Below are 19,377 nucleotides of genomic sequence, written 5' to 3'. Positions count from 1 at the left end.
CACGCCACCCCATTCACAGGTGACTACTTGTTGCCGCTACGGGGTCAGTGGTGACCCTGCGAGCGGCTGAACGACGAGACGTAGCCGTTCGCGGGCGTACCCACGCCGGTCACGTCGTCGTAGCCCTTCACCGCGGACAGCGAGCTGTCCTTGCCGAGGCTGCGGACCGAGGTCAGCAGGCCTTCGGAGGCGTCGAACGCGTTGGCGAAGTCCACGCGCGCCACCGCCAGGCCGGAGCCCGTCGGGTTGTCGGTCACGTCGTGGTAGGCCTTCGTGCCGTACTTGGAGTAGATCGACGGGTTGGCGAAACCGATCGCCTTGCCGCCGCGCGCCTCCTGGGCCAGGGCCTGGACCGCCGCGATCACCGGGGAGGCGAGCGAGGTGCCGCCGATCCGGTACTCGCTGTACTGCTCCGACCCGTCGGGGAAGGTCTGCGTCTGGCCGACCTTGAAACCGGTGTTCGGGTCGGCGATCGCCGAGATGTCCGGGACGACGCGGTTGCCGGTGGCGCTGTTGGCCGTGGCGAGCGCCTTCGGGACGACACCCTTCTGGTAGAAGGGCTCGGCGACCGTCTTGCTGGTGCCGCCGCCCGCGCCCGAGGTGAAGGCGCCGGGGAAGCTGGTCCAGCTCTTGCCGTCCGTGGACAGCGAGGCCTTCTCGGTGCCCCAGCCGGTCTCCCACAGGTACTTGTCGCCCTTGCCGACCGCCAGCGAGGTTCCGCCGACCGCCGTCACCCACGCCGAGTTGGCCGGGGTGTCGACCTGCTTCGTACCGGTGTTGGCGACCTCGTCGCCGTTGTCACCGGAGGAGAAGTAGAAGCCGATGCCCTCGACCGCGCCCAGCTGGAACACCTGGTCGTAGGCAGCCGCGAGGTCCGCGGTCTGGTGGGCCTCGATGTCGCCCCACGAGTTGGAGACGATGTCGGCCAGGTGGTTGTCGACGACCTTGCTGAGAGAGTCGAGCAGGTCGTCGTCCATGCAGGACGCGCCACCCACGTACGTGACGTCGGCCGCGGGCGCGACCGCGTGCACGGCCTCGACGTCGAGGGTCTCCTCGCCGTACCAGCCCGAGGCGTCGCACTCGTCGGCGCCGGTGTTCGTGTACTGCGAGGGCAGGACCTGGTGCAGCTGGCCGGTCTTCCAGGTGGCGTCGCCGTGGTTCTTCGCGTAGGTGGCCGCGTCGAAGGCGATGGTCGGCGAGGCGTAGGCGTCGGTGATGGCGACGCGCACGCCCTTGCCCGTGTACTTGCCCGCACCGTAGGCCGCACGCAGCTGCTTGCCGGTGTAGCCCTGGATCGCGTACGGGATCTTCGTGCCGTACGCCGACGGCAGGGTGGTCGCCGTGTTCGAGCCGTAGTACGAGGAGAACGGCCCGGAGTTCTTGAACACCGCGGTCGGACCCGGCAGCGCGTCGTCGTGGTTCGCCTTGTGCGGCGCGTTGTCCAGACCGGTGACGGTCAGGACGGCACCGTTGAGGCTGTCCGGCGCGGAGGCCGTCTTCGACGGGGCGCGGTAGGTCTTCGCGCCCTTCGAGTAGTTGTGCAGCGAGGTGCTGAACGCCTTCTCGATCGCGGCCACGTCACCGGAGACCGTGACGTAGTGCTGCGTGGTGCCGGTGACCTTCAGCCCGGCGGACTTCAGCCAGGACTTGACGGCGGTCACCTGGGCCGTCGTGGCGCCGAAGCGCTGCTGCACCTGAGCGGCGCTCAGGTACTTGCCGTACAGGGCCGAACTCGGGTCCGAGACGGACTTGGCGTACGCCGCGAGGCCGGAGGCGTTCCGGCCGGCGAGGTAGACCCGGGCGGAGACCTGGGAGCTGTCGGAGGTCGTTCCCTTGTCCGCCTTGGCCGTCGCCCACGCGGGCTTGGTGCCCGCGAGCGTGTCCCGGCCCGGGCTGTCCGCGGCGTGTGCCGCGGGTATGCCGAGCGCCAGGGCACCGGCGATCATGGGCAGTGTCGCTGCCATGCTCACGCCGGCGCGCATGGTGGCGCGATTGGATCTCATAAAACCCCCTGCTATGCGGTTCAACGCATGGAGTGGTTGGTCGTCGTCGATCCCTACGGAACCCGCGGCGGGAAGGTCCGTGGATGGATCACACGTGGGGGCCACTCTTTCGATGAACCGTTCATGCCAGGGGAACGCAAAAGTCAAGAGAACCCCAAGGAACCCCCACCCAGGGCGAATTGGGGGCTTTTTTCCTTACGGGCGTGTAACGAACGACCGGGGATGCTTTACGAACGCGCTTTTGCGCCACGCGCCTTGAGCATGTCGGCCATCAACTGGATCTCCGACTGCTGCGCGTTCACCATCCCCTGCGCGAGCCGCTTCTCCACCCCCACCCGGCACTTGTCCACACACCCCTCGGCCATGTGGATACCGCCCTTGTGGTGGTCCGTCATGAGCTGCAGGAAGAACACCTCGGCGGGCTTCCCGCTCAGCGTGTTCAGCTTCTTCAGCTCGGTGTTGGTCGCCATCCCCGGCATCAGCGCGCCGTCCTTCCCGGACGCCATGTCACCCATGCCCATCCAGGTCATCGGCGGGTCCGCGGACACCTTCGGCAGCCCCCACAGGTCCAACCAGCCCAGCAGCATGCCCCGTTGGTTGGCCTGCGTCTGCGTGATGTCGTAGGCGAGGCGCCGTACTTCCACGTTCTTCGTACGGTCGCGCACGATGTACGACATCTCGACGGCCTGCTGGTGATGGACCGACATGTCCCGAGCGAAGCCCGCGTCCGCCGAATCGGCCGTAGGAGCAGGGGAGTTGCCGGACCCGCTGCCGTCCTCGGCGACCGCGTACGTGATCGCGCCGGCCGCGACGAGCACTGCCGCCGCGGCCCCCGCGATCAGCGCCACATGCCTCACTGCGACAGCCCGCCCGTGCACGCGGCGCCCGGCTCCGGCGTCTGGCTGCCCTGTACGAACTTCTCGAAGAACGTGTTCACGGCCGGGTCGCTCGCGCTCTTCACGGTCCGCTGGTGACCCCACGCCGACAGCACGATCGGGTCCTTCTGGCTGTCGTACGGGCTCATCAGCGAGTACGGGGTCGACTTCACCTTGGTCGCGAGCGCCTTGATGTCGGCCGCCGAGGCCTTCTTGTTGTACGTCACCCAGACCGCGCCGTGCTCCAGCGCGTGCACCGCGTTCTCGTCCTTGACGGCCTTGGCGTAGACGTCGCCGTTGCAGTTCAGCCAGACCGGGTTGTGGTTGCCGCCCACCGGCGGGTGCATCGGGTAGTTCACCGTGCTGGTGACGTGGGTGCGGCCCAGAGTGCCCTTCCACGTGTTCACGCCGTCCGCGCCGGCGACGAAGTGACCCGAAGCGGAGTTCTTGGAGTCGCTCGCCGAGCTGTCCTTCTTGCCGGACTGCGCGTGCACGACCGCGACCCCGCCGACGACGAGACCGGCGACGACCACCGCGCTCGCCGCGATCTTCACGATCCGGGTGCGTCGCTCGCGCGACTGCTCGGCGCGCCGCATCTCCTCGATGCGGGCCTTGCGCGCCGCGTTTCCGGTGTTCTTGGCGGAACCCATGAGGTATGTGTCCTTTTGGGGGAAGGGACGGGGAAGGGGCAGGAAGGTCGGGCCCTGCTGATCGTAGTGGGCAGAAACACGTTCTCGTAGGGCACCCACAGCAAAGTCAGGGGAACACCAGGGTCACCCCCGGACCAGGCATTACGAATGTCAGTCCGAGCAGGCAAGATGGTCTGAAGATGGGCAACAGCGCAGGACACCTGTCGTACGCGAGGCGTTCAGCCCGAGGTCGGCCGCCCGATCATGGTCGGCAACGCGCACGAAATGGTGTTGTGGTGGGATGCTCAGGTGCCCGACCGCCTCCTGCGGTACGAGGACAGGCGGCCTGACCAGCAAGGATGGGGAAGCGGAAGATGGACAAGCAGCAGGAGTTCGTGCTCCGGACGTTGGAGGAGCGCGACATCCGGTTCGTACGGCTGTGGTTCACGGACGTGCTGGGCTTCCTCAAGTCCGTCGCCGTGGCCCCCGCCGAGCTGGAACAGGCCTTCGACGAGGGCATCGGATTCGACGGCTCCGCGATCGAGGGCTTCGCCCGGGTCTACGAGTCCGACATGATCGCCAAGCCGGACCCCTCGACCTTCCAGGTCCTGCCGTGGCGCGCGGAGGCCCCCGGCACGGCCCGCATGTTCTGCGACATCCTGATGCCGGACGGCTCCCCGTCCTTCGCGGACCCGCGCTACGTCCTGAAGCGCGCCCTCGCCAAGACCTCCGACCTGGGTTTCACCTTCTACACCCACCCGGAGATCGAGTTCTTCCTCCTGAAGGACCGCCCGCTGGACGGCTCCCGCCCGACGCCCGCCGACAACTCCGGCTACTTCGACCACACCCCGCAGAACGTGGGCATGGACTTCCGCCGCCAGGCGATCACCATGCTGGAGTCGATGGGCATCTCGGTCGAGTTCTCCCACCACGAGGGCGCGCCGGGCCAGCAGGAGATCGACCTCCGCTACGCCGACGCACTCTCCACGGCGGACAACATCATGACGTTCCGCCTGGTCATGAAGCAGGTGGCGCTGGAGCAGGGCGTGCAGGCGACGTTCATGCCGAAGCCGTTCTCGGAGCACCCGGGCAGCGGAATGCACACGCACCTCTCCCTCTTCGAGGGCGACCGCAACGCGTTCTACGAGTCGGGTTCGGAGTACCAGCTCTCCAAGGTCGGCCGCTCCTTCATCGCGGGCCTGCTGAAGCACGCGGGGGAGATCTCCGCCATCACCAACCAGTGGGTCAACTCCTACAAGCGCATCTGGGGCGGCTCCGAGCGCACGGCGGGCGCCGGCGGCGAGGCCCCCTCGTACATCTGCTGGGGCCACAACAACCGCAGCGCCCTGGTCCGCGTCCCGATGTACAAGCCCGGCAAGACCGGCTCCGCGCGGGTCGAGGTCCGCTCCCTGGACTCGGGCGCGAACCCGTACTTGGCCTACGCCCTCCTCCTCGCCTCGGGCCTGAAGGGCATCGAAGAGGGCTACGAGCTTCCCCCGGGCGCCGAGGACGACGTCTGGGCCCTCTCCGACGCCGAACGCCGCGCGATGGGCATCGAGCCCCTCCCGCAGAACCTGGGCGAGGCCCTCACCCTGATGGAGCGCAGCGACCTGGTCGCCGAGACCCTGGGCGAGCACGTCTTCGACTTCTTCCTGCGCAACAAGCGGCAGGAGTGGGAGGAGTACCGCTCCGAGGTGACGGCGTTCGAGCTGCGGAAGAACCTGCCGGTGCTGTAGCCGGTGCTGTAGGCGAACGCTCACTGGCCTGCGGGCAGTTTCGCGGTGATGGAGCGGGCCACCTGGACCACCGTGTCGTGCGGCACGGTGGTCGGGTTGGCCGGCGTGGTCGAGGTGACCGTGCCGGTCGTGGCGGTCGCTGAGGGCAGGACCCAATTTCGGGCTCTCGTGTTCCACACGACGAAGGTGAGCCGCTGCTTCGCCCGGGTCTGGTAGGCGGTTTCCCGGAACGCCTGCCGGCCCAGGGCGTCCACCGTGTCGACCCGTACGTCGCGCATGCCGGCCGAGGACCGGTTCGCGCTCAGGTTGTGGGCGGCGGACAGTTCGGCGGCGTAGGTGCGTACGCCTTGCCGTTCGGGTTGCTCGGGCTCGGCGTGCACTTCGCGCCGGTGGAGTGGTAGATGCCCTTGTAGACGCCCTGCGTCCAGCGGCGCGTCACGACCTGGATCGGCTGGGCGAACTGCCCCGGGCTCAGGTTGGTCGTGAAGGTGTACGAGGTCGTGGTGGAGCCGCTTTGGTTGTACGACGGGGTGAGGCCGGCCAGGTCGTTCCCGATGACGGGGATCGGGACCTTGATGCTGAGGCCGGCCGACCACTGCCAGCCCGTCGTCTTCGCCTGCTGCCAGGCGTAGGAGCAGCTGGGGACGTTCCACGGGCACTGGAACCACGGGCACTGGAACCACGGGCACTGGAACGTCGAGCCCCGCCATATCCAGTCCTGCCAGGTGTTGTTCGCGTGCTGCACGCTCACCGACTGCGTCTGGTGGTCGGTCGACCAGTTGCCGGCCATGTCGTGCGACGAGTTCTCCGAGTTCTGCAGGCACTCCTGGCTCGCCGCCGAGGCGACACCGGGGGACGCGAGCAGCACCATCGGCGCCGGCGCCAGCGCCAACGTCGCCAGCCCCAGCCACTTCTTCCCTGTCTTCTTCCGCGCGACCACGGAATCCCCCTACGGCGCGTGCCGGCGTTGACCGTCACCCTTGTCTCCTCTGAGTCGTGCGCCGGCAGCGTGCGCCGGGCGTCTGACATCGAGATTCGACGCCGGGGAGTTGTTCGGACACCCGCTCCCCAGGGACCCATCAATTGTCTGACCTGCGGCTGGGGCATAGTTCACCCGCCCGTCACAGCGCCGTCGCACAGCTGTCGGGCGCTACTTCAGGAACGCCGGGGACACCGCCGCGCCGCTGATCCGCCGAGCCCTGCCCGTGCCGTCCGCCGGGACGCTGTACAGGTCGGCGCCGTAGTCGCTGGGCATGGCGTAGACGATCGTGTGGTCGTCGCGCCAGACGGCCTGGTCGTCGACGCTTCGTGGCTCCGCCAGCGATGTCTCGCGCATGGTGCGGAGGTCGAGGACGTACAGATGCCAAGGGGCGTCCTTCGGGAGGCCCTTGACGCGTTTCTTGAAGGCGATGCGCGTGCCGTCGGGGGACAGGGACGGGCACTCCACGTTCGTGCGCACGGTGGTGAGCGTCCGCGCGCGCAGGTCGCCCCTCACCAGATAGGTGCTGCCCTTCGTCGCCAGCGTCGCGTAGAACGTGCGGTCGTCCGATGCGAAGGTCACGCCCCAGAAGTTGACGTCGGCAGCGTGGTAGACGTGGCCGTCCTTGAGGATGCGGAACGACTCCAACGTCGGGATCAGCTTCCCCGTCCTCGTGTCCACGATCGCCGCCCGCGTCGAGAAGTTCGTCCCCGCGTAAGAGTCGCCGCCCACAAAGGCGGTCCATGCCGCGAAGTGGCCCGTGGGGGAGACGCGGGCTCGGGAGGGGATGCCGGGGACGTCGTAACGGGCCGTCTCCTTGAGGTGGGCGTCGAGGATCAGCGCGCGGTACGTGTCCGTGACCGTGCCGTGGACCGCCTGGAGGCAGACTCCGGTGCCCGAACTGGCGTAGAAGCGGAGGCACTTGACGCCCGAGGCGGTGCGGGGGCCGGAGGGGTCGGACGCCGGGACCGTGGTCAGTTCGTCGCGGTGCGGGCCCCATGCCATGTTGCGGAACACCATGGTGCCGGGCGCTGTGAGAGTGATTCTGCCCGCGGTGATCTTCGGGCCGCCGGGCTGGGTAACGTTCCGTCGCTCGGCCCGTGCGGACGCATGCAGCACCGAGGCCGTGGCGACTACGGCGAGTGCGGCCACGGCCGCGAGGAGGACCAGGATGCGGTTGCGCAGGGTCATGAGACAGGCTCCAGAACTGATCGGCCGGGGCGGAGCGTCAGAGCGAACACCGCGCAGACCGCCAGCGCCACCGCCGACGCCATGAGCGCCGTACGGTCGCCCCACAGCGTCCACGCCGCACCGAAGCCCAGCGAGCACGCGAACCGCGCCGCCGACTGGCCCGTCTGCACCAACGCGAGCCCCGACGACCGCAGTTGCTCCGGCACGCTGTCCGAGGCCGCCGCCATCAGCACGCCGTCGGTCGCCGCGTAGAAGGCGCCGTGCAGGAGGAGGACGGCGTAGGGGAGGGCGGTGCCGTGCCAGGACGTCAGCAACAAGGCGTACGCCGTGAGGAGGACTCCGTGGCCGCCGAGGAACACCCGCCAGCGGCCGACACGGTCCGCGAGCCGGCCCAGCGGTACGGCCAGGAGCAGGAACGCCGCCGCCGTGCCCAGCGGCAGCAGCGCGAACCAGCGGTCGGGGACGCCGAGTCGCCGTTGCAGGAGCAGGTAGATGAAGGAGTCGCTGACCGTCGCGAGGCCGAGAAGGAGTGCGCAGATGGCGATACGGCGGAGGTCGCGGCGGGCGAGGAGGGCGAAGGCCGCGCGGAGGGTGGGGCGCGGGGGCGGGGGTTCTACGGCGGTTCGCTCCCGTGCGCCGGAACCCGAGCCTCTCCCGCCGGGCCCCCGCTCACCTGACCCTTTCCCGCCCGGCACGAACAGCACCAGCACCAGGACCCCGACCACCGCCACACAGAAGCTCACCGTGAACACCGCGTCGTACCCGTCCACCGTCGCCCGGAGGATCAGGAACGCCACCAGCGGGCCGAGCAGCGCGCCCGCCGTGTCCATCGCGCGGTGTACGCCGAAGGCACGACCCCGGTTCTCCGGGGTGGAGGAGAGGGAGATCAGCGCGTCGCGCGGTGCCGTGCGCAGGCCCTTGCCCGTGCGGTCGGCGGCGAGGATCAGGCCGATGGGGGTGAGGGTGTGGGCCAGCAGCAGGAGCGGTTTGCAGACGGCCGAGATGCCGTAGCCGATGCCCGCGATCCACTTGTGCCGGCCGCCGCCGCGGTCGGCGAGGTGGCCGCCGGCCAGGCGGACGAGTGCCGAGAAGCCGTTGTAGATGCCGTCCAGGAGACCGAAGCCCAGCGGGGAGAGGCCGAGGCCCGTCACCAGGTACAGCGGGAGGACCGCGGTCACCATCTCGGACGACACGTCGGTGATCAGGCTGACCGCGCCGAGTGCGAAGACCGTGGGGGCGACGACGGCGGACACCCGCGCCGTAGTACCCGTAGTACCCCTGGCACTTGGGTCGTCCGTAGTACCCGTAGTACCCGCGGCACCTGGGTCGTCCGTAGTACCCGTAATACCCGTAGTACTCCCGGCACTTGGGTCGGCGTTGGCGCGGCTGTCCGCCACGTACATCTCAGGACGCCCAGATGCCGGTGATGTCGGCGGCCGACGCCGCGTTGCCCGCGTGGGTGGCCAGGCCCTGGGAGTCCTCCAGGGTCCGCAGCAGGTTGTAGTGGTTGTACGTGGTCGAGGACGTCGAACCCGCCTTGACCGGCTGGCCGTAGAAGACCGTCGGGATGCGGTTGCCGCTGAGCAGGTTGTCCTCGTCGAAGGTGACGACGAGCAGGCTGTTGTGGGCCGTGGCCCACGTCGCGTACGCGCCCAGGTTGTTCTTCACCCAGGTGTCACCGGTCGCCACCGAGCAGTCGTGCATGTCGCTGCACAGGTTGGGGGTGACGAAGGAGATGTCGGGGAGGGTCGTGTAGTCCGTCGGGAACTGCGCGAACGTTTTGGCGGTCGACGTCGCGACGTTGGAGAAGCCGAACCACGGGTTGTGCTTACGGGCGTAGGTGCCGCTGCTGCACGTCGTCGAACCCTGGCTCGGCAACGTCTCGTTGTAGCTCGCCCACGTGCCGCCCGCGGCGGTCACCTCGGAGGCGAGGTTCGCGGCCGAGGAGAAGCCCGCCGTGTAGCAGCTGTCGCTGGTGATGCCCTGGGTGGAGCCGGAGAACAGCGCGAAGTAGTTCGGCTGGCTCGGGTGGGTGATCCCGTACGACTGGGTGAGGGCGGCGCCGCCGGACGCGAGCGAGTTGATGTAGGGGGCACTGGAGGAGCCGATGACCTGGCTGTAGGCGTGGTTCTCCATCACCACGACGACGACGTGGTCCGGGGTCGGCACCACGGTCGCGGCGTGCGCGGCCGAGACGGTGCCGAAACCGGTCCAGACCCCGACGGCGGCTGCCGAGAAGGCGAGCGCGGACGCGACGAGGGCGCGGCTGCGGCGGTACACGGAACTGCCGGGACTACCAGAACTGCCGGACACTTCTACCTCCGGGTGGGGGGAGGACGGGGGTGACGGTGCGGACAGAGCATGCACACGCCAAAATGCCCGCATCCCACCACTCCCAACCCCGCGGATGAAGAAGTGGTGAACTACTGCTGCTGGCGGCGAACTACTCCTGCAGTGCCGCCAGTTGGGCCAGCACCTGGTGCAGCGGCTCTGCGGCCCGCTTCCGGTACTCCTGGATCGCCCAGCCGTTGCCGTCCGGGTCCTTGAAGTACATGAAGGTGGCGCCGTCCCGCGGCGCGAACTGCACCGGCTCGCTGACCTCAAGACCCCGCGCGGTCAGCTCGTCGTAGGCCGCCTTGGCGTCCGCGACGCACAGCTGCATGCCGTGGTACGTCCCCGGCTGCGGCGTCCCGGTCGGGACCTGCAACCCGTCGACCAGCGCGATCGAACAGCCCGAGCCCGGCGGCGTCAGCTGCACGATCCGCACGCCCTCCATCACCTCGCCGTCGAGATCCACGTGGAAGCCGACCTTGTCGCGGTAGAACTCCTTGGCCCGGTCCACGTCCGAGACCGGCAGCAGGATCACTTCGAGGGTCATGTCCATGGTGTGACTCCTTTGTCATACCTCGGGTGTACGTACTTTCGTCGTACCTCGAACGGCTCTCCCCACAGAACCTGAATCCGCGACAGGGCGCCACCGCGAAGGCCCGGGTTACGCTCGCGTATACGACCTTGATCGGAACCTGATCGAGACGCGGTCGGACAGGAGGCCGAGGATGACGACGCTGGGGCGCAGGAGCAGCACCTTCACGCGACTGCTGCGGCACGGCTTCACCGATCCCTCGGCCGCCGAGCGGCTCCTGGAGAGCGCGGAACTGGCGCCGATAAGGAACGACCCGGTCCTGCTGGAGGCCCTGGGCGCCACAGCCGACCCCGACCTGGCCCTTCAGGGTCTGGTACGACTGCTCGAAGCGCAGCCCGAGGACACCCCCCGCCGCGAACTGCTGGACACGCTGATCGCGGCGAAGCCGTTGCGCGACCGGCTGCTCGGTGTGCTCGGCGCCTCCGCCGCCCTCGGCGACCACCTCGCCCGGCACCCCCGCGACTGGCACGCCCTCGTCATGTACGAGCCGCGCGACCTCCACCCCGGGGTGGAGGAGTTCGAGCGCGGGCTGGCGGAGGCCACCGACCCCGTCGCCCTCCGCGTCGCCTACCGCCGCTGCCTGCTGTCCATCGCCGCCCGTGACGTGTGCGGCACCACCGACCTCGCCCAGACCGCCGCCGAACTCGCCGACCTCGCGACCGCCACCCTGCGCGCCGCCCTCGCCATCGCCGGTGCCGCCGCGCCCGAGGACGCCGCGCTGTGCCGGCTCGCGGTGATCGCGATGGGCAAGTGCGGTGGCCACGAACTGAATTACGTGTCCGACGTCGACGTCATCTTCGTCGGCGAGGCCGTCGACGGCGCCGACGAGGGCAAGGCGCTCCGCGCGGCCACCAAGCTCGCCGCGCACATGATGCGGATCTGCTCCGAGACCACCGTCGAGGGATCCATCTGGCCCGTCGACGCCAATCTGCGCCCCGAAGGCCGCAACGGCCCGCTGGTCCGCACCCTCGCCAGCCACCTCGCCTACTACCAACGCTGGGCCAAGACCTGGGAGTTCCAGGCCCTGCTCAAGGCCCGCCCGGTGGCCGGCGACCTCGCGCTCGGCGCGGAGTACGTCGACGCGCTCGAACCCCTCGTGTGGAAGGTGGCCGAGCGCGAGAACTTCGTCACCGACGTGCAGAAGATGCGCCGCCGTGTCGTCGAGAACATCCCCGTCGCCGAGATCGACCGCGAACTGAAGCTCGCCCCCGGCGGTCTGCGGGACGTCGAATTCGCCGTCCAGCTCCTGCAGTTGGTGCACGGCCGCGCCGACACCTCGCTGCGCAGCGGCACCACGCTCGTCGCGCTGGAGGCCCTCGCCGCCGGCGGCTACGTCGGTCGCGAGGACGCCGCCCGCCTCGACGACGCCTACCGCTTCCTGCGCACGATGGAACACCGCATCCAGCTCTACCGCTTGCGCCGCACCCACCTCGTCCCCGCCGACGAGGTCGACCAGAGACGCCTCGGCCGCTCGATGGGCCTGCGCACCGACCCGGTCGCCGAGCTGAACCGCGAGTGGAAGCGGCACGCGACCGTCGTGCGACGCCTGCACGAGAAGCTCTTCTACCGTCCGCTGCTCGACGCGGTCGCCCAACTCGCCCCCGGCGAGACCAGGTTGAGCCCGCAGGCGGCCCGCGAACGGCTGGTCGCCCTCGGCTACATCGACCCGGCGGCGGCCCTCCGCCACATCGAGGCCCTCGCCTCCGGCGTCACCCGCAAGGCCGCCATCCAACGCACCCTGCTGCCCGTCCTGTTGGGCTGGTTCGCGGACTCCGCCGACCCGGACGCGGGCCTCCTCAACTTCCGCAAGGTGTCCGACGCGCTCGGCAAAACCCCTTGGTACCTACGCCTGTTGAGGGACGAGGGCGCCGCCGCCGAGAACCTCGCCCGCGTCCTCTCGGCCGGCCGCCTCGCCCCCGACCTCCTCATGCGCGCCCCCGAAGCGGTCGCCCTCCTCGGCGACGGCGACGGCGGCAGCGGCCTCGAACCCCGCGAACGCGCCCACCTGGACCAGGAGATACTCGCCGCGGTCGGCCGCGCCGACGACGCCGTCCAGGCGGTCACCTTCGCCCGAGGCGTCCGCCGCCGCGAACTCTTCCGTACGGCCGCCTTCGACATCGTGGGCTCCTACGGCACCGAGACCCAGCCCGCCGAGGCCGACCAGGGCGCCCTCGTCGACCGGGTCGGCGGCGCCGTCTCCGACCTGACCGCCGCGACCCTCGCCGGCACCCTGCGCGCGGTGGTCCGCGCGGGCTGGGGCGACACCCTCCCCACCCGCTTCGCCGTCATCGGCATGGGCCGCTTCGGCGGCCACGAACTGGGCTACGGCTCCGACGCGGACGTCCTGTTCGTGCACGAACCCCGCGAGGGCGTGCCCGAGCGCGAGGCCTCCGAGGCCGCCAACAAGGTCGTCTCCGAGATGCGCCGACTGCTCCAGGTCGCCAGCTCGGACCCGCCGCTGCTGATCGACGCGGATCTCCGGCCGGAGGGCAAGTCGGGGCCGCTCGTGCGGTCGTTGAACTCCTACGAGGCGTACTACCGCCGGTGGTCCCTGGTTTGGGAGTCGCAGGCGTTGTTGCGGGCCGAACCCGTCGCCGGGGACGAGGAGTTGGGGCGACGGTTCATCGAGCTGATCGATCCGCTGCGGTATCCGGCGGAGGGGCTCGGGGACGATGCCGTACGGGAGATTCGGCGGCTCAAGGCCCGTATGGAGTCCGAGCGGTTGCCTCGCGGGGCTGACCCGACTCTGCACACCAAGTTGGGGCGCGGGGGGCTCTCCGACGTCGAGTGGACCGTGCAGCTCATGCAGTTGCAGCAGGGGTGGGCTGAGCCCGGGTTGCGTACCACGCGTACGCGGGAGGCTCTCGCGGCAGCCTGCGCCGCCGAGCTCATCTCCGCCGAGGACGCTTCGACGCTGGACGAGGCTTGGGTGTTGGCCACGCGGGTTCGTAATGCGGTGATGTTGGTGCGGGGGCGGGCGGGCGATACGTTTCCGTCTGATCCGCGTGAACTTGCCGCTGTGGGGCGGTACTTGGGGTATGGGCCGGGGCATGTGGGGGACATGCTTGATGACTATCGGCGTACTACGCGGCGGGCTCGGGGTGTGGTGGACGTGATGTTCTACGGGGCCTAGGCGGGTTGTTGTTCGGCTGACCGCCGGTGGGGGCTGTTCGCGCGGTTCCCCGCGCCCCTTTGGGGCGCGTCCGGCTGGGCGGCGTTCACATAGCGGCGCCTTGTCAGGGCTACGCCCACGAGGACCACTGCCATGCCCGCGACCACGCGCAGGCCTACCGTCTCGTCGAGGAGGATGGCGCCCAGCGTCACCGACACAACTGGCAGCAGATATCCGACCGTTGCCGCGCTCGTCGCGCCCTCGTCCGCGATCAGGCGGTAGTTGAGGTAGAACGTGACGCCGGTGCCCAGGACGCCCAGGGCGATCACCGCGAGTAGAGCCGTTAGGTCGGCGTGGACGGGGCCGGCGGCGGGGAGGGCCAGGGTGGTCCAGGCAGTTGCCGCCATCAGTTGGGCCGCCGACATCGCCAACGGGGCCTGGCCCGCGGTGAGTTTGCGGGCCATGTAGGCGAAGGCCACGGCGTAGCTCGCGGCGGCGCCCAGGAGGGCGAGGGCGCCCCAGGTGAGCAGGCCCGAGCGGTGCCACGGGGCGAAGATCAGGAGCGTGCCCGCGAAGCCGAGGAGGAGTCCGGTCAGGCGGGCGCGGCTCAGGGCGCGGTCGGTGCCCAGGGTGATGCCGATCAGGAGGGACCACAGGGGAGTGGTGGCGTTCAGGACGCCCGCGACGCCGGAGTCGACGGTCTGTTCACCGATGCTGAACAGGGCGAACGGGATGGCGTTGCAGAAGAGGGCGGCCACCGCTAGGCGGCCCCAGGTCGCGCGGTCGCGGGGCAGGTGCTGACCGGCCGAGCGGGCCAGGGCCACTAGCACCAGCGTGCCCAGGGTGCAGCGGGTGATCGTGATCTGGGCGGGGGAGAGGCCGTGGTTCAGGGCGAGTTTGATCCACAGGAAGCCCGATCCCCACAGGAGGGCGAGCACGGCCATGCGGACTGTCGAGGCGGGCTGCATGGGTCCACGGTCGGTCAGGCTGTCCTTTCAGGACAAGCGAATGATTCTACAGTGACTGTTAACCTCTGCTACATGCTTGATGTGCGACGCATGCAGGTACTACGGGCAGTGGTCGGGTGTGGGTCGGTGACCGCTGCGGCGGCCCGGCTCGGGTACACGCCGTCCGCCGTCAGTCAGCAGGTCGGGGCGCTGGAGAAGGAGGCCGGGACCGCGCTGCTTGAACGGGTCGGGCGCGGGGTGCGGCCCACGGCGGCCGGGCTGCTGCTCACCGGGTACGCGGACGCGATCGCCGGGCAGGTCGCCGAGGCGGAGACGGCGCTGGCGGACCTGGTGGCCGGGCGCACGGGACGGCTCACGGTCCGCTACTTCGCCACCGCCGGCGCCGCCCTGGTCGCCCCCGCCGTGGCCCGGCTCCGTGCCGAACATCCCGGAGTCCAGCTGGAGTTGAAGCTCACCGATCCCGAGGACCCGCTGCCCGAGGTGAAGGAGGGGCGGGCGGATGTCGCTCTGGTGGTCGGGGCTTCTGGTGGGCATGAGGGCGTACGGCTCGTGAAGCTGCTCGACGATCCGTATCTCGTCGTCCTGCCCAAGGGGCACCGGCTGGCGGCGCGGCGGAGTGTGGAGCTGGGGGAGCTGGCCGAGGAGCCGTGGGTCGGCAGTGAGTGGCCGGGGGCGTGTCTCGATGCCCAGCTCGACGCGTGTGGGGCGGCGGGGTTCCGGCCGCGGTTCGCGGTCGAGAGCGAGGACTACGTGACCGCTCAGGGTTTTGTCGCGGCGGGCCTCGGGGTGGCCCTGATTCCCCGGCTGGGGCTGGGCAGCCGCCATCCGGACGTGGTCGTACGGGTCGTACGGGATCCGGAGCCCGTACGGACCATCCAGGCGGCCGTCCGGGAGACGGCGCCGCCGCAGCCGGCCCTGCGGGCGTTCCTGTGGGCGCTGCGGGACGCGGCGACCGAGGGTGAGCGGGTCGGGTGAAGTCAGCGGCTGAGGCTCGGCAGCCGCCATCCGGATGTGGTCGTACGGGATCCGGAGCCCGTACAAGACCACCCCTGCCCGTTCGACAGCGCCCCGAAGGGGCGCGGGGAACTGCGCGACCAGCCACGACGGCGCGGCACCCGGACGACGACCCATTGCGGCCCCTCGGCGGAGCCGCACGCAGCCGACGGAGCGTTCAGGCCTTCGTGGGTAGCAGGAGCCCGTCGTCCGTTCCCCGTACCGCCACCGTCCGCGGCAGGGCGTACGGGAAGGCGCCGTACCAGAGGCGGGACACCGTGAAGCCGAAGGCCAGGCAGAGCATGCCGCCGACCGCGTCGAGCCAGAAGTGGTTGGCCGTGGAGACGATGACCAGGAGCGTCGTCGCCGGGTACAGCAGGCCGAGGATGCGGACCCAGGGGAGTTTCGCCAGGGCGAAGATCGTCAGGCCGCACCACAGGGACCAGCCGATGTGCATGGACGGCATCGCGGCGTACTGGTTCGACATGTGCTTCAGGTCGCCGGACGCCATCGAACCCCAGGTCTGGTGGACCATGACCGTGTCGACGAAGTGGCCGCCGTTCATGAGGCGGGGCGGGGCCAGCGGGAAGAAGTAGTAGCCGATCAGGGCCACGGCCGTCGTCGCGAAGACGACGAGGCGTGTCGCCGCGTACCGGCCCGGATGACTGCGGTACAGCCACACCAGGACGCCCAGCGTCACGATGAAGTGCAGTGTGGCGTAGTAGTAGTTCATGCCGACGATCAGCCAAGTCACCGAATTGACGGCGTGGTTGACCGACTGCTCGACGGAGATGCCGAGATCGTTCTCGACGCGCCAGATCCAGTCGGCGTTGCGCAGCGCCGCGGACCGCTGTTCCGGCACCGCGTTGCGGATCTGTGAGTACGTCCAGTAACTGACCGCGATCAGCAGGATCTCGAACCAGAGCCGGGGCCGGCGCGGTGTGCGCATCCGGCGCAGAAAACCCTGCCCCGCGGCGTCCGCGACGGGGCTCGGAACGGCTTCTTCACGGCCTTCCAATGTCGTCACGGTGGTCTCACCCATAGACACGAAGTCTGCCAGAAAAGGCTTCCGCGACCGATCATCCCTTGGTCGGGTCCGGCGCGCATGTTCTACGCCGGGAAGAGTGCCCCGACTACAACCAGCGCACTGGATACCGCCGCGTTTTCTCCCCCTTAGGGACGATTCCGGTCCCCAGGGGCCGAAGCCGTCGATCCGCGCACCACCAGCTCCGGCATGAACACGAACTCACTGTGCGGCGCGGGCGTCCCGCCGATCTCCTCCAACAACGTGCGCACCGCGGCCTGTCCCATGGCCGGCACCGGCTTGCGGATCGTCGTCAGCGGCGGGTCGGTGAACGCGATCAGCGGTGAGTCGTCGAAGCCGACCACCGAGACGTCCCGGGGCACCTCAAGACCGCGCTGCCGGGCGGCCCGGATCGCACCGAGCGCCATCATGTCGCTCGCGCACACCACCGCCGTACAGTCGCGGTCGATCAGTGCGGCGGCGGCGGCCTGTCCGCCCTCCAGCGTGTACAGCGAGTGCTGGACGAGCCGGGTCTCCACATCCTCGGCGGTCAGGGCCAGTTGGTCCTGCATCGTGCGGACGAAGCCCTCGATCTTGCGCTGCACCGGCACGAACCGCTTGGGGCCCAGCGCCAGTCCGATGCGGGTGTGGCCGAGCGAGACGAGGTGCGTGACGGCGAGGGTCATCGCCGCGCGGTCGTCGGGGGAGATGAACGGCGCCTGCACCTTCGGAGAGAAGCCGTCCACGAGCACGAACGGCACGCCCTGCGCCCGGAGTTGCTCGTAGCGCTGCATGTCCGCTGAGGTGTCCGCGTGCAGTCCGGAGACGAAGATGATGCCCGCGACGCCGCGGTCGACGAGCATCTCGGTCAGCTCGTCCTCCGTGGAACCGCCCGGGGTCTGGGTGGCGAGCACCGGCGTGTAGCCCTGCCGCGTCAGCGCCTGGCCGATGACCTGCGCCAGCGCGGGGAATATCGGGTTCTCCAACTCCGGTGTTATCAGGCCCACCAGGCCCTCGCTGCGCTGCCGCAGCCGTACCGGACGTTCGTAGCCGAGCACGTCGAGCGCGGCGAGGACGGACTGACGGGTGGTGGCGGCGACGCCAGGCTTGCCGTTGAGGACGCGGCTGACGGTCGCTTCGCTCACCCCCGCCTGGGCGGCGATGTCGGCAAGCCGTGTGGTCACGGGAGTGGACTGTACCGGCCGTCGGCGCGCTGCGGGTTGCTGCGTCATCGCGATCCCTCGTGTTCTGGTCGGCGTACGGCATACGGCAAGAGCTTGCAGAGTCTTGCACAAGTGTCCCCGTACCCGCTCAGCCGCACCAGCCATGGGTTTCACGGGGGTCGAGGAGAGGTCACGGGCGGGTAACTCTCGGACCGTCTTGCAGTTTTTTGCAGCAAGGACTTTCGCAACGCTTACATCGCTGTTACGTTCGGCGACGCCCGGCGGACGCAACGGCGCAGTCGGCAAGTCGACAGGGTGGCGGACGGGACCGCTTCCCTGCACCTCACGGGCTTTCACCCTCAAGGAGAACTCATGCGGCGTGGCATAGCGGCCACCGCGCTGGTGGCGTCCCTCGCCCTCGCGGCGACGGCCTGCGGCGGCAGTGACAGTGGCAGCGGCAAGTCCGACGGGCCGGTCACCATCACCTGGTGGGACACCTCCAACGCCACCAATGAGGCACCCACGTACAAGGCCCTGGTCGCCAAGTTCGAGGCGGCCAACAAGAACGTCAAGGTCAAGTACGTCAACGTGCCCTTCGACCAGGCGCAGAACAAGTTCGACACCGCCGCCGGCTCCAAGGGCGCCCCGGACGTGCTGCGTTCGGAGGTCGGCTGGACCCCCGCCTTCGCGAAGAAGGGCTACTTCCTGCCGCTGGACGGCACCGAAGCCCTCGCGGACCAGGCGAAGTTCAAGTCGAACCTGATCACGCAGGCCCAGTACGACGGCAAGACGTACGGCGTGCCGCTGGTCACCGACACCCTCGCGCTCGTCTACAACAAGGCCCTGTTCCAGCAGGCCGGCATCACCCAAGCGCCCACCACCTGGGACGAGTTGAAGGCCGACGCCGCGAAGGTCAAGTCCAAGGCCAAGGTCGACGGCTACTGGGGCTCCACCCAGGCCTACTACGCGCAGACCTTCCTCTACGGCGAGGGCACCGACACCGTCGACGCCTCCGGCAAGAAGATCACCGTGGACTCCGCCGCCGCGAAGAAGGCCTACGGCACCTGGCTGAGCCTCTTCTCCGGCACCGGCCTGCACAAGGCCGACACCACCGCCGACGCCTACGCCCACATCCAGGACGCGTTCGTCAACGGCAAGGTCGCCGCGATCATCCAGGGCCCGTGGGAGATCACCAACTTCTACAAGGGCTCGGCCTTCAAGGACAAGTCCAACCTCGGCATCGCCACGATCCCGGCCGGCTCCACCGGCAAGTCCGGTGCCCCGACCGGCGGTCACAACCTCTCGGTCTACGCCGGCTCGGACTCCGCGCACCAGAAGGCGGCCCTGAAGTTCGTCAACTTCATGACCTCGGCCGCCTCCCAGTCGACGATCGCGCTGAAGAACTCGACGCTGCCGACCCGCGACGACGCCTACACCGCCGCCGTGAAGTCCGACCCGGGGATCGCCGGCTTCCAGGGCGTGCTCGGCGCCGCCCAGCCGCGCCCGGCGCTCGCCGAGTACAGCTCGCTGTGGGGTCCGCTGGACACCGAACTGCCCAAGGTCGCCGGTGGCAAGGAGTCCCTCGACAAGGGCCTGAGCAACGCCGAGCTGGCGATCGCCAAGCTGGTCCCGGACTTCAGCAAGTAACCCCGAGTGGCCGTCGGATCCGCCAGCAAGTCCGGGGGGACGGATCCGACGGCCATCGGCCTGAGCCCCCCGAGCCCGCGAACAAGCCCTACCCCCGTGAACATACAGAAAGTGTGGGACGAACCAAGAAACTA

16 protein-coding genes are annotated in these 19,377 nt (G+C 69.4%); 4 read left to right on the top strand and 12 right to left on the bottom strand.

What is annotated here, in order from left to right:
- Window positions 1-44 precede the first annotated feature (44 nt).
- From ACFWP5_RS20795 to ACFWP5_RS20785, 3 genes are all read right to left on the bottom strand, one after another.
- Complete coding sequence (locus tag ACFWP5_RS20795) at window positions 45-1,964, bottom strand: protease pro-enzyme activation domain-containing protein (RefSeq protein ID WP_384158319.1); 1,920 nt, start codon at window positions 1,962-1,964, stop codon at window positions 45-47.
- A 266-nt stretch (window positions 1,965-2,230) separates the two neighbouring features.
- Window positions 2,231-2,860, bottom strand: a complete 630-nt coding sequence (locus tag ACFWP5_RS20790) for a DUF305 domain-containing protein (protein WP_384158289.1) — start codon at window positions 2,858-2,860, stop codon at window positions 2,231-2,233.
- The gene (locus tag ACFWP5_RS20785) at window positions 2,857-3,528 is read right to left on the bottom strand and encodes a DUF3105 domain-containing protein (RefSeq protein WP_384158286.1); all 672 of its coding nucleotides are present in this window, start codon (window positions 3,526-3,528) and stop codon (window positions 2,857-2,859) included. The genes ACFWP5_RS20790 and ACFWP5_RS20785 overlap by 4 nt, the downstream gene beginning before the upstream one ends.
- A 353-nt stretch (window positions 3,529-3,881) precedes the next feature.
- On the opposite strand from ACFWP5_RS20785, the gene glnA reads away from it, so the two are divergent.
- Window positions 3,882-5,243, top strand: a complete 1,362-nt coding sequence (gene glnA / locus ACFWP5_RS20780; protein WP_019064820.1) for a type I glutamate--ammonia ligase — start codon at window positions 3,882-3,884, stop codon at window positions 5,241-5,243.
- A gap of 20 nt (window positions 5,244-5,263) precedes the next feature.
- Here glnA and ACFWP5_RS20775 read toward each other — a convergent pair whose 3' ends face one another.
- The 6 genes from ACFWP5_RS20775 to ACFWP5_RS20750 form a co-directional block, all read right to left on the bottom strand.
- Window positions 5,264-5,521, bottom strand: coding sequence for a hypothetical protein (locus ACFWP5_RS20775; protein ID WP_384158282.1), 258 nt, complete (start codon window positions 5,519-5,521; stop codon window positions 5,264-5,266).
- Window positions 5,522-5,544: 23 nt separating this feature from the next.
- Window positions 5,545-6,183, bottom strand: a complete 639-nt coding sequence (locus tag ACFWP5_RS20770; RefSeq protein ID WP_384158279.1) for a hypothetical protein — start codon at window positions 6,181-6,183, stop codon at window positions 5,545-5,547.
- Between the two features lie 210 nt (window positions 6,184-6,393).
- Window positions 6,394-7,413, bottom strand: a complete 1,020-nt coding sequence (locus tag ACFWP5_RS20765; protein WP_384158276.1) for a TolB family protein — start codon at window positions 7,411-7,413, stop codon at window positions 6,394-6,396.
- Complete coding sequence (locus tag ACFWP5_RS20760; protein WP_384158273.1) at window positions 7,410-8,816, bottom strand: MFS transporter; 1,407 nt, start codon at window positions 8,814-8,816, stop codon at window positions 7,410-7,412. Before ACFWP5_RS20760 ends, ACFWP5_RS20765 begins: the two co-directional genes overlap by 4 nt.
- A gap of 1 nt (window position 8,817) precedes the next feature.
- Window positions 8,818-9,693: an alkaline phosphatase family protein gene (locus ACFWP5_RS20755; RefSeq protein WP_384158316.1), complete on the bottom strand. Its 876-nt coding sequence runs from the start codon at window positions 9,691-9,693 to the stop codon at window positions 8,818-8,820.
- A gap of 163 nt (window positions 9,694-9,856) precedes the next feature.
- Entirely contained in the window at window positions 9,857-10,297 is a 441-nt protein-coding gene (locus ACFWP5_RS20750; protein ID WP_384158270.1) for a VOC family protein, read from the bottom strand.
- Between the two features lie 172 nt (window positions 10,298-10,469).
- Here ACFWP5_RS20750 and ACFWP5_RS20745 point away from each other — a divergent pair, with 172 nt between their 5' ends.
- Window positions 10,470-13,469: a bifunctional [glutamine synthetase] adenylyltransferase/[glutamine synthetase]-adenylyl-L-tyrosine phosphorylase gene (locus ACFWP5_RS20745; protein WP_384158267.1), complete on the top strand. Its 3,000-nt coding sequence runs from the start codon at window positions 10,470-10,472 to the stop codon at window positions 13,467-13,469.
- Here ACFWP5_RS20745 and ACFWP5_RS20740 read toward each other — a convergent pair.
- On the bottom strand, window positions 13,466-14,416 hold the full coding sequence (locus tag ACFWP5_RS20740; RefSeq protein ID WP_384158264.1) for a DMT family transporter: 951 nt from the start codon (window positions 14,414-14,416) through the stop codon (window positions 13,466-13,468). The genes ACFWP5_RS20745 and ACFWP5_RS20740 overlap by 4 nt on opposite strands.
- Before the next feature lie 72 nt (window positions 14,417-14,488).
- Here ACFWP5_RS20740 and ACFWP5_RS20735 point away from each other — a divergent pair, with 72 nt between their 5' ends.
- Complete coding sequence (locus ACFWP5_RS20735) at window positions 14,489-15,391, top strand: LysR family transcriptional regulator (RefSeq protein WP_384158260.1); 903 nt, start codon at window positions 14,489-14,491, stop codon at window positions 15,389-15,391.
- A gap of 196 nt (window positions 15,392-15,587) precedes the next feature.
- On the opposite strand, the gene ACFWP5_RS20730 is transcribed toward ACFWP5_RS20735, so the two are convergent.
- Window positions 15,588-16,451 carry a phosphatase PAP2 family protein gene (locus tag ACFWP5_RS20730; RefSeq protein WP_384158257.1) on the bottom strand — a complete coding sequence of 288 codons (864 nt, stop codon included), beginning with the start codon at window positions 16,449-16,451 and terminating at the stop codon, window positions 15,588-15,590.
- 131 nt (window positions 16,452-16,582) lie between these two features.
- Entirely contained in the window at window positions 16,583-17,617 is a 1,035-nt protein-coding gene (locus tag ACFWP5_RS20725) for a LacI family DNA-binding transcriptional regulator (protein ID WP_384158254.1), read from the bottom strand.
- Window positions 17,618-17,968: 351 nt separating this feature from the next.
- Between ACFWP5_RS20725 and ACFWP5_RS20720 the strand changes: the two genes are divergently transcribed.
- Entirely contained in the window at window positions 17,969-19,243 is a 1,275-nt protein-coding gene (locus tag ACFWP5_RS20720; protein ID WP_384158251.1) for an extracellular solute-binding protein, read from the top strand.
- Window positions 19,244-19,377 lie beyond the last annotated feature (134 nt).

It is taken from the genome of Streptomyces sp. NPDC058469 (genome assembly GCF_042721125.1).
Lineage (GTDB): Bacteria > Actinomycetota > Actinomycetes > Streptomycetales > Streptomycetaceae > Streptomyces.
The sequence above is the reverse complement of the archived record's forward strand: the minus strand, read 5'-3'. Positions and strand labels throughout refer to the sequence as shown.

What these genes read in the sequence shown, in the direction of transcription:
- ACFWP5_RS20735 (WP_384158260.1), top strand. Translation starts at nt 14,489, where the DNA reads ATGCTTGATGTGCGACGCATGCAGGTACTACGGGCAGTGGTCGGGTGT.
- ACFWP5_RS20760 (WP_384158273.1), bottom strand. Translation starts at nt 8,816, where the DNA reads ATGTACGTGGCGGACAGCCGCGCCAACGCCGACCCAAGTGCCGGGAGT.
- ACFWP5_RS20720 (WP_384158251.1), top strand. Translation starts at nt 17,969, where the DNA reads ATGCGGCGTGGCATAGCGGCCACCGCGCTGGTGGCGTCCCTCGCCCTC.
- ACFWP5_RS20795 (WP_384158319.1), bottom strand. Translation starts at nt 1,964, where the DNA reads ATGGCAGCGACACTGCCCATGATCGCCGGTGCCCTGGCGCTCGGCATA.
- ACFWP5_RS20775 (WP_384158282.1), bottom strand. Translation starts at nt 5,521, where the DNA reads ATGCGCGACGTACGGGTCGACACGGTGGACGCCCTGGGCCGGCAGGCG.
- ACFWP5_RS20740 (WP_384158264.1), bottom strand. Translation starts at nt 14,416, where the DNA reads ATGCAGCCCGCCTCGACAGTCCGCATGGCCGTGCTCGCCCTCCTGTGG.
- ACFWP5_RS20750 (WP_384158270.1), bottom strand. Translation starts at nt 10,297, where the DNA reads ATGGACATGACCCTCGAAGTGATCCTGCTGCCGGTCTCGGACGTGGAC.
- ACFWP5_RS20785 (WP_384158286.1), bottom strand. Translation starts at nt 3,528, where the DNA reads ATGGGTTCCGCCAAGAACACCGGAAACGCGGCGCGCAAGGCCCGCATC.
- ACFWP5_RS20730 (WP_384158257.1), bottom strand. Translation starts at nt 16,451, where the DNA reads ATGGGTGAGACCACCGTGACGACATTGGAAGGCCGTGAAGAAGCCGTT.
- glnA (WP_019064820.1), top strand. Translation starts at nt 3,882, where the DNA reads ATGGACAAGCAGCAGGAGTTCGTGCTCCGGACGTTGGAGGAGCGCGAC.
- ACFWP5_RS20765 (WP_384158276.1), bottom strand. Translation starts at nt 7,413, where the DNA reads ATGACCCTGCGCAACCGCATCCTGGTCCTCCTCGCGGCCGTGGCCGCA.
- ACFWP5_RS20745 (WP_384158267.1), top strand. Translation starts at nt 10,470, where the DNA reads ATGACGACGCTGGGGCGCAGGAGCAGCACCTTCACGCGACTGCTGCGG.